General features: G+C 48.3%; 11 protein-coding genes. All 11 read left to right on the top strand.

The features are described 5' to 3' along the window. Positions 1-59: 59 nt before the first annotated feature. Positions 60-2,309 (top strand): glycoside hydrolase family 99-like domain-containing protein, encoded by a 2,250-nt coding sequence (locus BMY01_RS10525; RefSeq protein ID WP_074746931.1) that lies wholly within the window; start codon positions 60-62, stop codon positions 2,307-2,309. Positions 2,310-2,773: 464 nt separating this feature from the next. Continuing rightward, a complete protein-coding gene (locus BMY01_RS10530) occupies positions 2,774-4,963 on the top strand; it encodes a glycosyltransferase (RefSeq protein ID WP_074746933.1) in 2,190 nt (729 codons plus the stop codon). A 324-nt stretch (positions 4,964-5,287) separates the two neighbouring features. Further along, positions 5,288-5,785, top strand: coding sequence for a methyltransferase domain-containing protein (locus tag BMY01_RS10535; RefSeq protein ID WP_074746935.1), 498 nt, complete (start codon positions 5,288-5,290; stop codon positions 5,783-5,785). A gap of 295 nt (positions 5,786-6,080) precedes the next feature. Continuing rightward, positions 6,081-6,725 (top strand): hypothetical protein, encoded by a 645-nt coding sequence (locus BMY01_RS10540; protein WP_217638650.1) that lies wholly within the window; start codon positions 6,081-6,083, stop codon positions 6,723-6,725. Further along, complete coding sequence (locus BMY01_RS10545) at positions 6,722-7,459, top strand: hypothetical protein (RefSeq protein ID WP_081353881.1); 738 nt, start codon at positions 6,722-6,724, stop codon at positions 7,457-7,459. The genes BMY01_RS10540 and BMY01_RS10545 overlap by 4 nt, the downstream gene beginning before the upstream one ends. Continuing rightward, positions 7,452-8,450: a glycosyltransferase family 2 protein gene (locus BMY01_RS10550; RefSeq protein WP_074746939.1), complete on the top strand. Its 999-nt coding sequence runs from the start codon at positions 7,452-7,454 to the stop codon at positions 8,448-8,450. The genes BMY01_RS10545 and BMY01_RS10550 overlap by 8 nt, the downstream gene beginning before the upstream one ends. Before the next feature lie 324 nt (positions 8,451-8,774). Beyond that, positions 8,775-9,986: a hypothetical protein gene (locus BMY01_RS10555; RefSeq protein WP_074746941.1), complete on the top strand. Its 1,212-nt coding sequence runs from the start codon at positions 8,775-8,777 to the stop codon at positions 9,984-9,986. A 129-nt stretch (positions 9,987-10,115) separates the two neighbouring features. Next, the gene (locus BMY01_RS10560) at positions 10,116-10,394 is read left to right on the top strand and encodes a type II toxin-antitoxin system Phd/YefM family antitoxin (protein ID WP_074746943.1); all 279 of its coding nucleotides are present in this window, start codon (positions 10,116-10,118) and stop codon (positions 10,392-10,394) included. Positions 10,395-10,945: 551 nt separating this feature from the next. Further along, positions 10,946-11,854 carry a glycosyltransferase family 2 protein gene (locus tag BMY01_RS10570; protein WP_074747065.1) on the top strand — a complete coding sequence of 303 codons (909 nt, stop codon included), beginning with the start codon at positions 10,946-10,948 and terminating at the stop codon, positions 11,852-11,854. Positions 11,855-11,940: 86 nt separating this feature from the next. Then, positions 11,941-12,834 (top strand): SDR family oxidoreductase, encoded by an 894-nt coding sequence (locus BMY01_RS10575; RefSeq protein WP_074746945.1) that lies wholly within the window; start codon positions 11,941-11,943, stop codon positions 12,832-12,834. Then, complete coding sequence (gene arfB, locus BMY01_RS10580) at positions 12,834-13,256, top strand: alternative ribosome rescue aminoacyl-tRNA hydrolase ArfB (protein WP_074746947.1); 423 nt, start codon at positions 12,834-12,836, stop codon at positions 13,254-13,256. The genes BMY01_RS10575 and arfB overlap by 1 nt, the downstream gene beginning before the upstream one ends.

Genomic DNA, 13,256 nt, shown 5'->3' on the forward strand with positions numbered 1-13,256 from the left:
CTGTTAGCGGACAAGCAACCTATCATTGAACACGATCAAGATATTGACCTAGACAACACATGAAAACACGAGAATTGCAAGATCCTGCAGCATCCGCTTTTGTAACGGAAATGGTAGGGAGGAATAAAAATGTCCTGGAAATTGGGCCAGGACCTGGAGCAATCACAAGAATCCTTCAATCACTTGGCAAGTGCCGCGTGACAGGAGTAGAGCTTGATGAGGAAGCAATTAGAAAGCTCAAGCCATACTGCAGCAAGATCATACAGGCTGACCTTAACACAATTGACTGGACGCAACTACTCACTGAAATCGGACACTTTGATGTAGTTGTGGCAGCTGATGTACTGGAACATCTTTATGATCCATGGATGGTCTTGCAAAAAATGGTCGCCTTTTTAAATCCCCAGGGCTACCTCGTCATCTCACTTCCTCATGCCGGACATGCAGGGATAATGTCATCCCTGATCAATGGGGATCTTGAGTACCGGGAGGACAGACTTCTGGATCGAACGCACCTCCGATTTTTTGGCCTCAAGAACATCGAAAGCCTGTTTGCACAAGCGGGTCTAAAAATCATCGAGGCACGTTACGTAAGCAAAGCCCCTGAGGAAACCGAGCTTGCGTCCAGTTGGTCACAGCTGCCTTTTCCCATGCGAGATGTGATCATGCATGGTGCTTACTCACAAATCTATCAAGTGGTAGTTAAAGCGGCTCCCTTACATCATCCAGCTGACGCAGTTCCTCTTGTACCCCCAGTGCCTGAATTTAGGAAGCGTCCTTCTACATCTAATCCCAATGTAGCGGCTATCCGCCTGGAGGAAGCGTCGAGCCAAGCAAACGACAAGAGATTGGGCGACAAATCCCAAAATGCAGCGGTTACCCCATCTATCCAGCCGTCGCGGAACCTCCCAACCGATCCACGCTTGATCGCCTTCTATCTTCCACAATTTCATCCTATACCTGAAAACGATCGCTGGTGGGGCAAAGGCTTCACAGAATGGACTAATGTGACAAAGGCTGAACCGCTGTTTGAAGGCCATCTCCAGCCACATCTGCCTACGGACTTCGGATTTTATGACCTGCGGGTCCGCCAAACGCGACGTGAACAGATCAAAGTTGCCAAACAATACGGTGTAGACGGCTTCTGTTACCACTATTATTGGTTCTCGGGTAAAAGGATTCTAAACTTGCCCGTGGACGATATGCTGGCTGATCCTGAAAGCGATATGCCGTTTTGCCTGTGCTGGGCAAATGAAAACTGGACCCGCCGCTGGGATGGAGCCGATCAGGAAGTTCTTATTGTCCAGAAGTACTTGCCCGATGACGACTTGAATTTCATTAAATCGCTAGTCCCGTTTTTCCAGGATAAACGCTATATCCGCGTAGACGGAAAACTATACTTCATCGTATATCAGCCTCAACAGTTACCTGATCCGGTCAAAACAGTTGCAGTCTGGCGAGAGTACTGCCGTTCTATAGGTTTAGGTGAGATACATATATGTGCAGCGTTAACTCACGGCAACGAGGACTACGCTCAGTTCGGGTTTGATAGTGGTGTCGAGTTTCCACCACACAATCTCAAGATAGCTAATATTAACGATCAAGTGGAATTTCATGAGATGTTTATAGGCAACCTCATGCAGTTTTCGTCAATCGCCCAATCTTATCTTGATAGAGTGTATGACAATGCTCATGTTTTCAAAACAGTGTTCCCCTCGTGGGATAACACCGCACGAACAAAGGAACGCGCACTAATAGTGCTGAATGGTACCCCGGAAAATTACGAATACTGGCTTGCATCCACCATCGACCAGACCAGGCAAACGGGTAAGGCCGATGAACTTGTATTTATCAACGCCTGGAATGAGTGGGCAGAAGGGTGTCATCTCGAACCCGACCGCTGGTTCGGGCATCGATTTCTCCAGGCGACTTTAAATGCAAAAACAGGTGTACGCAGATTTTCCACATTCCCACACTTCAGTGCTCCCCATTACAGGACACCAAGCATTACGATTGGTGCCCATTTAACCTTCCGGGAAGCGATATCATCTACCGTCAAATACTATTTACAGCTAAAAGTTAGAGACTTGAAGATTGCTGTGAACCAAAGCAGTGCTCCCCATCACAGGACACCAAGCATTACGATTGATGCCCATTTAACCTTCCGGGAAGCGATATCATCTACCGTCAAATACTATTTACAGCTAAAAGTTAGAGACTTGAAGATTGCTGTGAACCAAAGACGGTGGCTTCGCTCCTTATTGCTCCCGTTCGTTAGAACCGCGCGTACTTTAGGTGCACGTATATAATTTCTCCTTCCATTATGAAGTATGCAATCATTGTTAATTTGACGATGGTATCTTGGCTCGGAAAAGCGTAAGGTGTAACCTCGGTAAAAATAGTTAGTTGGTCTGGCTAATTGAAGAGATAGCTCTTTTCATTGTCTATTCCTAGATACTGAGTAGTTGCTGAAGGGCAGTATCCAATTCAGCCTACTCTTTTTCCGTTTGCTGTTATGGAGCATCGCATCAGTTTTTTGACAACTCGGATAGCAAACCATTTTCGCGGTGTGAGCTCATCAAATCCACTTTGGCTTTAGCAAGCTTTTCTCTGACTGATGCCAACTTTAAGCGGTACGTTGAGCTTTAGCCATGTACAACATATTGCCCCTCTTCAATATAGAGGGGGACAAAGAGTAGTGAGAAACCACATATTCCGTTATTCGATTCGCCAGCAAATTCTTAATATCTACCTTTTTGCTCGGGGTATATCAATGAAAATTGTATATCCCATATTGCCGAAGCTGCACGAACTCATCTTCGTTAAACTGGCTCCATTTTTAAAAAAGAAACTTTTACAGTCTTTTTTATTCAGCTTCGATTCGAAGAAGCTGTATCAAAACAATCACTGGTCTGCCAGAGATTTCCAGCCCAAAGTATCTATCATTGTACCGAACTATAACCATGCTGACTTCCTCCGGCAACGGTTGAGTTCCATTTATCAGCAAAGATATTCAAATATCGAGATCATCCTTTTGGATGATGCATCAACCGACGGAAGTCAAGACATCCTCGAAGAATATCGAAAGCGTCATCCCAAAGTAACGAAGTGTGCCTTCAATAAGGAAAATTCTGGTAGCGCTTTTAACCAGTGGCAGCGGGGTTTTGATTTAGCCACAGGGGATCTGGTTTGGATAGCCGAAAGTGATGATTACTGTTCAGAAAATTTTCTGGAAGAACTCATTAAATATTTTGTGAATCAGGCAGTGATGCTTGCATATTGCCGAAGTGTATTCATAGAAGGATCATCTGCCAAACCGGTATGGAGCATCGAAGAATACCTGGCAGAAGTCGACGCCAATTTATGGCGTAAGCCCTTTGTAATGTCAGCGCATCATTTAGTCAATAAGGCGTGGGCGATAAAAAATATTGTGCCAAACGTCAGCAGCGCCGTTTTTCGCCATCCAGGAAAACTTGAATTGCTGGGCGACAACATTTGGAAGCAAATGAGAATATGCGGAGACTGGATATTTTATCTGCATCTTGTACGAGGTGGTCTGATTGCCTACACACCGAAAGCTATAAATTACTACCGTCTCCATGAAAACAACACTTCACGAAACACGTATAGCAGCGACATCTATTATCATGAGCATGAGCTGGTTGCAAACGAGCTTCTAAGTTTGTACCGCGTGGATAAAGATGTGTTTGAACGCCAAAAGCAGGTTTTGCAGTCCCAGTGGCGTACCTTTCGTACGGATTATTCAGAAGTCTCGTTTGGAAACTGCTATAGCTTTGAGCGTATCCGACGTCTGGCTGTATCGCGGAAGCCAAATGTGCTCATGGCCTCATTTGCATTGACAGCAGGAGGCGGAGAGACCTTCCCTATTAAGCTAGCCAATATGCTGAAAGCAACAGGGTATGGGGTAACCTTTCTTAACTGCGGAAGAGCTCCGACTGAAGCAGGTGTGCGCGGAATGTTGCGCAAAGATATCCCGCTTTTGGAAGTGGACAGTCTCGAGAAGCTTGAAACAATATTTGATGATATGGGTATCGAAATTATCCACTCGCATCACGGGTGGGTAGATGCAAATATCTGCCATTTCCTGAAACCTGATTCCAATGCCAAGCTGATTGTCACTACGCACGGCATGTATGAGACTGTCCCTCCAGTCGAATTGGCACAAGTTTTACCTCTCTTGAAAAAGCGGGTCAGTAAATTCGTCTACCTTTCGGATAAAAACCTTGCGCCATTTATTTCCCATGGGTTTGATACAGATGGTTTTGTCCGTATCGATAATGCTGTGGACATTAGTCCGATAATGCCTGTACCTCGATCAGAGCTGGGGGTTCCGGAAGATGCGTTTTTGATTTGTGTAGTGAGTAGAGCAATTCCGGAGAAGGGTTGGAAAGAAGGCATCGAAGCTGTGAAATTAGCAAGGAAAATCAGCGGAAAGGACATTCATTTACTCCTGATCGGTGCAGGACCGGAATATGATCGACTAAGGCCAGTTGTCAAAGACAGCTTCATTCACTTCCTAGGGTTTCGTCCAAATACGCGGGATTATTTTGCAACATCTGACCTCGGTTTTCTTCCCTCGCGCTTTACCGGAGAAAGCTTTCCTCTCGTACTGATCGAATGCCTCCACTCCAACCGTCCCATGCTGGCGAGTAATGTTGGGGAAATTAAAAAAATGCTGGCCACTGGGAAGGGAACCGCTGGCACAGTATTTAATCTTGAAAATCAGGATATCCCGATTGCTGGCGTTGCTGAAACGATTGCGGCGTATGCGGAGAAAACTGATTTCTACCTTGGTCACCTTCTGAGTGTTCCAGAAGCGGCACAAAAGTTTGACCCGGCAATTATGTTAAGGCGCTATGAAAAGGTTTATCTTGAGGTGTTCGACGGAACTTTTGGCTCTGAAGGAAATACGGCAGAAGTTAAAAAACGAGATCGGTATTAGAAATCTGATTATTAGGAAGACGTGAAAAACCGTAAGCATTAAACAGACGAGATGAGAGTTTATCCAATTGCCGAGAGAAACTTTAACCGTTTAGAGAGCTTCACTTCCAGATATGGTTTCGTTGGAGTATGTTCAGTTTGTGGTCACCCGAGCTATTTTGGTAAGTTTCTGAATAACCATAGGGGATTGGGTTGCTGCATATTATGTAAAGCAAGCAATAGAAAGAGGAAGTTAGGTTTTGTACTGCGAATGATTCTTAACTTCCAAGATTTCGGCAAAATAACGCCCGACAAGCAGATTTTGAATGCCGAGGCGTAAGGCGGATTGCATGATTGCCTTAAACACAATGTTAACTATGTCTTATGTGAGTATTTTGGCAGAAAAATAAGTCTGGGAGATATTGTCAATGGGATACTAAACGTAGATCTCGCACATTCGCACTTTGAGGGAAATACATTTGATGTCGTAATGACAAGGGATGTTTTCGAGCCTATTCCAGATCCTTACAAGGCATTCAAAGAGCTTTATAGAATATTAAAGCTGGGAGGAGTTCACATTTTTACCGTCTCCTTTTATCAAACGGATTATTTCGATGAGAAAAGAGCAGAAATAATTGATGGCGAAGTTATTTATCATATGGAACCAATTTATCACCTGGATCCGTTAAATTCTAGTGGCATACTCGTATACAATATTTTTTCCTTGGAAATGTTACTGAAATTAGCTCAACTCGGATTCCGCACTACGATGCATAAACTCTACGACATCCGCTATGGAATACTCGGTAATAATGGACTCGTTTTCGAGAGCAAGAAAATTTAGGACACGATTTCCTTCTATTCAGAATGATCATTAATGAATGATTGGAAACCCATTAAGCTCATCTATTCCTATCTGGCTCAACAGACTGTCGCGCCAGATATACAGAAATCTACCGTTACCTTGGTATTTCAAGAATCGACTCAAGGACATATACCTAAGGCGTCCCGGCGCTTGGATCGCACTTACCAAGAATACTTTCCAACTTGATCGTAATCCTGACGCTCTGCCTTCTGTAGCCGCGAACGCGTGCCAGTATGATCAGGCGCAGCGGTGGATATTGGTAGTGGGTTCGTCAGTGCTTCCGACCGATGAGGATAACAACGCTCATCCCGTGCTGGCGATCCTTCATCTCCTGCAAGAAATGGAGTTCCATATCACCTTTGTTTCGGACTCAGACGACTTGCTTCACAAGGAAGCACTTGAAAAACAAGGTATTCACTTTCTCCACGGACTCGATGCGGCTCCTCTCCATCTGAAGGCCGAGGGGGGAAAATATCATCATGTGCTGTTATATGGATCGGTCACAGCGTTCCGGCACTTACCCTACGTGCGAGCATACGCTCCCTATTCAAGGGTTATCTATTGGATGACCAATCCGCAACCCACTATTCGTCCCGCCGATTCCGCTTTTCCCGAGGACAACATCGAACTTCATCGATTCGAGCTTTTCAACACCGCCTGCGCGGACCTCGTACTCGTAGCGGCGGATGATAATGAAGAAGATAATCTTTTTGGGGTGCAACCTGAAACAAAAATCGCCTTGGTGCCAAGTTTCCCTACTCTTCACTCTGATAATAGAACCCGGGAGCAGTGGGCCGATATCTTTTCAGCACCCGGCACGCCGCTCCTTGATTGGAGTATTGGAAGCAACGAAGCTAAACTCCCAACTTTTCCAAGAGATGGAGAGCGCAGCTCCACCACTTTGGGAAGTGCAATATGAACAGTTGGGAAGAGACACCCCGGCAGATGTTAAGGGTACTCATAGCCGGAGTATATCTTGCCGACAAGGAGAACCTCGCTGTCGGCATCACCCGGGAATTTTCTGGCAGCAAGCACTGGGAGGTCGAGCAGCAATGGATATCACTGGGAAAAAACCTGCCAAAACCCGAAATGGCGCCTCTCACCGTGCAAAGATTCGAGACGCCTGTACCCAAATTCCTGTTGCTGAATCAGCTCTTAAAGACAGTCGATCTGTACGATTTCGAATACGTCATTATCAGTGATGACGACATCGTTCTACCGCTGGGTTTCCTCGATTCCTATCTTGCGTGGGTGTCGCACTATGATTTCGCTATTGCGCAACCCGCAAGAACACATGACAGCTATATTGATCATCCATTTGTGGAGCAACTCGATGGAATCGATGCCCGCTGGACTCGTTTTGTCGAAATCGGGCCTTTATTCTCCTTACATCGCAGCGCCTTTGACTACATTCTGCCTTTTGATGAGGCAAGTCCCATGGGCTGGGGCAATGATTTTGTATGGCCGGTTTTAGCTGAGAAACACAGTCTTAAAATGGGAATCGTCGATGCCGTGCCGGTTGCCCACAGCTTGCGCAAACCGGTGGCGTATTACGATCATGCGTCGGCTGCAAAGACCATGAACGATTACCTCTCGAGGAGGCCGCATCTACCTAAAAAAGATGCGTTCTTCATACTCGAATCCTATGCCTGACCGCTCCCTTTCCACAGAACATAGTGCGACAGTACCGTTACTGAGCGTAGTAATCTGTACCTACAACCGCGCACCGCTATTGGCTCAGGTGCTGGAAAGCCTGTGTGGACAAACGCTGCCTGCAGAGCGTTTCGAAGTCGTAATAATAAACGACGGATCACCCGACAATACGGAGGCTGTAGCGGATAGCTACGCTAAAAAACTCCCCCTGCGCTACTTTTATCAGCGCAATGCCGGATTAGCCAGTGCGAAGAATCACGGCCTTTTTGCCAGCCGGGGTGATCTCGTTTTTTTTATGGATGACGACGACGTTGCCACCGAAACCCTCCTAGAAGAGCATGTCAAAACGCACCTGAAATTTTCGGCTCAACATTACGCAGTACTAGGTTACACCGCTCTCGACCCGGAGATCAGGCAGAATCCGCTTATGCATTTCGTCACCGAAGTAGGTTGTTTTTTGTTCTCCTACCCCTCTCTGAAGGATGGAGATATTCTCGATTACTCTTATTTCTGGGGGGGGCGTTCCTCCTGCAAACGCTCCTTCTTGCTGGAGCATGGCGTATTCAATCCCGTTTTCCGCTTTGGCGCAGAGGATATCGAACTGGGCTATCGGCTTTCGAAGCACGGATTGCGGGTAATTTACAACAAGAACGCTGTGTCCATCATGGTCAGGAAGATAGATTTCGATGCTTTCTGCCATCGGCTGGAACGCCAGGGGTCCTCCAATTACGTCATGAGTAGGCTTCACTCGGAGCCGGAAATTCAGCGATGGGCAGAAACCGTCGATCTGGATAAAAACTGGGCAATGATAAACGGGCACTATGATGTCATCGTCAAATCAGCCCGTCATCTGGATTCGATTGCCAACCTGAAACTGGCTGCGGGTTTCGATCTCGATGACGAAACCCGGAATCTCACCTATCGGGGATACTGGGCAGCCTTTAAGGCGTGCAAGCTGAAAGGAATTGTGAAAAAGAGAAACCTTGCGTGATGAATAGCGCGGAAGGCATCGTCATCGTGACACGCAGTGAGGCATAAGGAATATTCCTTTACAATTTCTGAAAATACTTTCGATGTCACTGTACCCCCAGGATAAGCAAAACTTTTGCCCGCCCCCAGCACTAAAATTCGAAAATTAGCGGATAGCTACGCTCGTATCACGGCAGTAGCAGGATATTTCCGGCAGCACCCGGAAGTTCTAAAAGGATATTTCTCGTTCGCGCGAAAACTGGGCCTGCTAAACGCCTTATCACGCTTTAGCAAGAGCCTCAGGCAAGGTGGAGCTCGCCGTATACTTGCCCCGCAGGTTGGAACTATGCAATTGCGGTTGCGGCCAAATTCCGATGATATCGTCATTATCCTGGTCATGCCTTGCCAGCTCAGCGCAGCAAACCGGATCGCGAATGCATTATCCCGTGCTGGAATCGCTTCGAGGATCGTCCAAGGACCCTCTCCAGAGAGTTGTGATGAGCGCACCCATTTTGTCATCAACGCTCCAGCGTTTGCGCATCTTCCCGCTTTTTATATTGCTGTTCAAGTGGAGGATTCAAGCAAGGCGAACCTGTTTACTGAAGCCTACCTGCAAATCCTGCAAAATGCGTCTGCCATTCTCGACTACTCAACCGCAAATATTGCCTTTCTCTCGCGCAAGGGCCTCGATCCACGCCGGATTTTCTATCTTCCCCTGGATGACTGCCCGGACAACACGGATTACTTCTTCTACCGATTCCTGTTGGCGACGGACAGTATTTCGTTCGAGGAATTTTGGCATCTTGCAGGCCACAAAACCGAATTGCCAAGCGACACCATCTGCCTTAGCCTGCCAGAATATGTCGAGCGTACGGAAGGCTTCGCCAGGGATAACAGATTTGGTTTTTCGGCTTTCCCCGGCCTGCGCCATACGCACAGCTGGCTCGGCTGCGCGATGAGCTACAAGTACCTCATCATGCTCGCACGCCAGCAAGGATTGCGGCAGATCATGATCTGTGAAGACGATGTCGAGTTTCCCCCCGATTTCGAGATGCGGTGGCAGGGCATCAGGGAATACCTGGAGAATTCCCCCATTAACTGGGATATATTTTCCGGCCTGATAGCCGATCTCGATAAAGAGGCCGATGTGCTTGGCCTATACCAATTCCGGGATGAGCAGTTCGTAGCCATCAATAAATTGATGAGCATGGTTTTCAATGTTTACAGTGAACGCGTCTACGATACGATTGCGCGATGGGATGAAAATAACCACGACGTGACTACGAACACGATAGATCGCTATCTTGAAAGACGCGGTTCCTTGAGCATACTCACCGTCGACCCGTTTCTGGTCGGGCACAAGGAGTCTCAGCAATCCACCATCTGGGGCGTTGAAAACACCCACTACACTCCTCTCATCAAAGCCAGTAATCAATTATTGAAGGAAAAGATTCTCACCTACAAGAAAGTTGCCAGCGTCCCAAACTCACGCACGAGTATCAGGACCCCTCTATGTGACGCCAATACAACACCCCCACACCGGGAGCAGGAGTTGTAGATGGGCAATCCAACATTCCCCGAGATGGAACTTGAGCAAATGCAGCGATCAGTCGCGCTGCTGTTCTTGATTGTTGCCTACGAAACCGATCATAATCAGACTAGATAATCTGACCAGTTAGGGGAATCAATGCGTTCAAGCCAATGGCGGCTTCAGGATGCAAAAACACAATTTAGCCAGCTAGTGGATGCGGCTTTGCGGGGTGAACCGCAGCATATTACCCGTAGCGGCAAGCCGGCAGTGGTCGTTCTCTCCGAGGAAGCGTTCGAATCTCTGCAACGTAGTGCACATGTGGCAGCTCCCGGCTTTGTCGCTCACCTGCTGGCGATACCCAAGCAGAAGGAAGGAGAAGACGAAGCCGATATCGATCGTGCTTCTCCGGCACTGCGGGACGTGGATTTCTCATGATCCTCCTGGGCACGGTTGTTCTTTCAGAACTCCGCAAACGTGACACATCTCCTCAGGTCATTCGCTGGCTCAAGGGTTATCAGGACACTGATTTGTTTCTAAGTGTTGTAAGTATTGGCGAATCGAACGCGGCATCGAAAAGAAACGAACCGCCGACCCCGCGTTCGCCGCATTACTCACGCGATGGATTGAAGATTTATTGCTTCTCTACGGCGACCGCGTATTACCGGTTACATCCACTATAGCCCGGCGTTGGGGAAACCTTTCAGCCCGGTTAGGAAATGATAGTGCTGATTTGTTGATTGCGCGACAGCCCTGACTCATGGTCTGAAGGTTGCTACCAGGAATGTTCAACATTTTGCCCCGACAGGGGTGGATGTGATTAACCCATTTGAAGCTTGATTCAAAAATCGTACTTCAGGAGCATAATCACCCTCATGGTTGCTTGTGTCGCGCACATAGTGGCTTTCCTTCAATAAAGCAGATAAAGGATTTATGCGGCTTAGATTTTGAAGGAAGAAGGGTTTTACGCGGAAGAACTGCCAGGCGAGATGGATGATAATTCGAATCCCCTTTGCATCTCAGTCGTAATCGTCAATTACAATGCCGGGCAGACCCTGGTGGACTGTGTTGAATCGGCACTGTCACAGGTGACTGAAGTGCTGATAGTGGACAACGCTTCCTCGGATCGAAGCCTCGAACTCTGCACGGGACAATTTCCCACCGAACCGAAACTCAGGGTTATCCGCAATACAGCTAATCTCGGTTTTGCCGCAGCCTGCAACATCGGGGCCAAAGCTGCTTGCGAGCCTCATGTTTTGTTTCTCAATCCCGATTGCATCCTGAGTAAAAATTCATTACCGCGTCTGCTCCATGTATTGGAAATGAGCCCTCAGGCCGGTATGGCGGGTGGACTTTTAACTAATCAGGATGGGACCGAGCAGGCAGGAGGACGCCGTGCCGTACCGACACCCTGGCGCTCCCTTGTGCGTGCCTTTGGCTTGTACCGCCTCGAGCGTTACTGGCCCCGGCTGTTTTTTGATTTTCACCTGCACAAGCAGTCTTTACCGCCGGGGCCACTCGAAGTGGAGGCTATTTCCGGGGCACTCATGCTGGTGCGGCAGGAGGCAATCCGGGACGTTGGCTCATGGGATGAGGGTTATTTTCTTCACTGCGAGGACCTCGATTGGTGCATGCGCTTCCGGGAAAAAGGCTGGAAGATACTTTTCGTGCCTGATGCGCCGGTAGTGCACCATAAGGGAACATGCAGCAGATCCCGGCCGATATTCGTGGAATGGCACAAGCACAGGGGAATGATGCGCTTCTATCGCAAGTTCTTCCGGCAGGAATATCCCGGCGCTTTGATGTGGCTGGTAGCAGCGGGAATATGGTTGCGTTTCGGGGCGATAGCCGCAATTTATTGCATGCAGTATATGGGGAGACTGGCGCAATCAAGGTGAGATCTACAGTCTGTTTCCAGGACCTTTTCTGATCCCGATTCAATCCTGTGGAATCCACGGCACTGCTTCCCGCGCTAAAAAATCAAATGGCTGATCCGGGCTCCCGCCATAAAATCATGGTTACAGGCGCTACCAGTATTATCGGGGAATTCCTGCTGCCAAACCTGCTGGATGCCGGTTATGAGGTTCATGCGATCAGCCGGCGGCCGGCAGAAGCGCTACCTTCTAATGTAAAATTGATCTGGCATCAGGCAGACATGAGCGAGCCGGCACAGATACCTGACGTCAACGCGCAAATTCTCATTCATCTCGCCCCGCTCTGGCTCCTCCCGCCGCTGCTGCCGGTATCGAATACGCTTCAACTGAAACGCGTGATCGGCTTCGGTTCCACCAGCGTGTTTAGTAAATCGCATTCAGCCCATGCGGCAGAAAGAAAGGTGGCAACCCGGCTGGCGGAAGCGGAAGAGGCTGTTTGCCGCTTTTGCAGCGCGTCCAGAATGGATTGGACGATATTTCGTCCAACACTGGTTTATGATTGTGTTCGCGACAAGAATATTACGAGAATTGCAAGCTTTATCCGTCGTTACGGCTTTTTTCCATTGATTGGACAAGCTGCCGGGCTGCGGCAACCGATCCATGCAGCGGATCTCGCGCAAACGTGCATGACGGCGCTCTTCCAGCCTCTGACTTTCAATAAGGCCTACAACCTGAGCGGCGGTGAGACTTTAAGCTACCGCCAGATGGTGGAGAAAATTTTCAGTTCGCTCGGCAAGCCTGCACATTTCCTGATTGCCCCCCTGTGGCTCTACCGATTGGCGATACGTTCAGCCATGCTGCTCCCCGGCAAGCAAGAGCTCACAACCGAAATGGCAACGCGAATGAATGTCGATCTGTGTTTTGACCATACGGAAGCGACCAGCGATTTCGGTTTTGCGCCAAGAGCGTTCTCACCTGAATGGGGCAGCGGGCAGGAAAAGTGATGGCAGCTTTCGGAAAAGTAGATATTCCCGATCATGAGGTCGAAATAAAGGCAATTCGCGCGCAAGGTGCCGGCGGGCAGAATGTAAACAAGGTATCGAGCGCCGTTCATCTACGCTTCGATATTACCGCTTCGTCGCTATCTGATATCCATAAGGAGCGTTTGCTGAAGCTCCACGATCAGCGTATAACCCGCGAAGGCGTGATTATTATCAAGGCTCAGCAGTATCGCAGCCAGGAGAAAAACCGCGAGGAAGCCTTAAGACGCCTGCACGAACTTGTCGACAGCATCGTTGAGTTGCCGCGAAAACGCAAGCCGACCCGGCCGACGGCGAGTTCCCAGAAAAAGCGGCTGGATAGCAAGACACACAAGGGCCAGATCAAGATCATGAGAAAGAAATGGGTGTCGGAACCGATGTCGTGA

The organism is Nitrosospira multiformis (assembly GCF_900110185.1).
GTDB lineage: Bacteria > Pseudomonadota > Gammaproteobacteria > Burkholderiales > Nitrosomonadaceae > Nitrosospira > Nitrosospira multiformis_A.

Excerpts from the sequence above, each read along its gene's own strand:
- BMY01_RS10530 (WP_074746933.1), top strand. The coding sequence starts at position 2,774 with ATGAAAATTGTATATCCCATATTGCCGAAGCTGCACGAACTCATCTTC.
- BMY01_RS10545 (WP_081353881.1), top strand. The coding sequence starts at position 6,722 with ATGAACAGTTGGGAAGAGACACCCCGGCAGATGTTAAGGGTACTCATA.
- BMY01_RS10550 (WP_074746939.1), top strand. The coding sequence starts at position 7,452 with ATGCCTGACCGCTCCCTTTCCACAGAACATAGTGCGACAGTACCGTTA.
- BMY01_RS10525 (WP_074746931.1), top strand. The coding sequence starts at position 60 with ATGAAAACACGAGAATTGCAAGATCCTGCAGCATCCGCTTTTGTAACG.
- BMY01_RS10570 (WP_074747065.1), top strand. The coding sequence starts at position 10,946 with ATGGATGATAATTCGAATCCCCTTTGCATCTCAGTCGTAATCGTCAAT.
- BMY01_RS10560 (WP_074746943.1), top strand. The coding sequence starts at position 10,116 with ATGCGTTCAAGCCAATGGCGGCTTCAGGATGCAAAAACACAATTTAGC.
- arfB (WP_074746947.1), top strand. The coding sequence starts at position 12,834 with ATGGCAGCTTTCGGAAAAGTAGATATTCCCGATCATGAGGTCGAAATA.
- BMY01_RS10555 (WP_074746941.1), top strand. The coding sequence starts at position 8,775 with ATGCAATTGCGGTTGCGGCCAAATTCCGATGATATCGTCATTATCCTG.
- BMY01_RS10575 (WP_074746945.1), top strand. The coding sequence starts at position 11,941 with ATGGCTGATCCGGGCTCCCGCCATAAAATCATGGTTACAGGCGCTACC.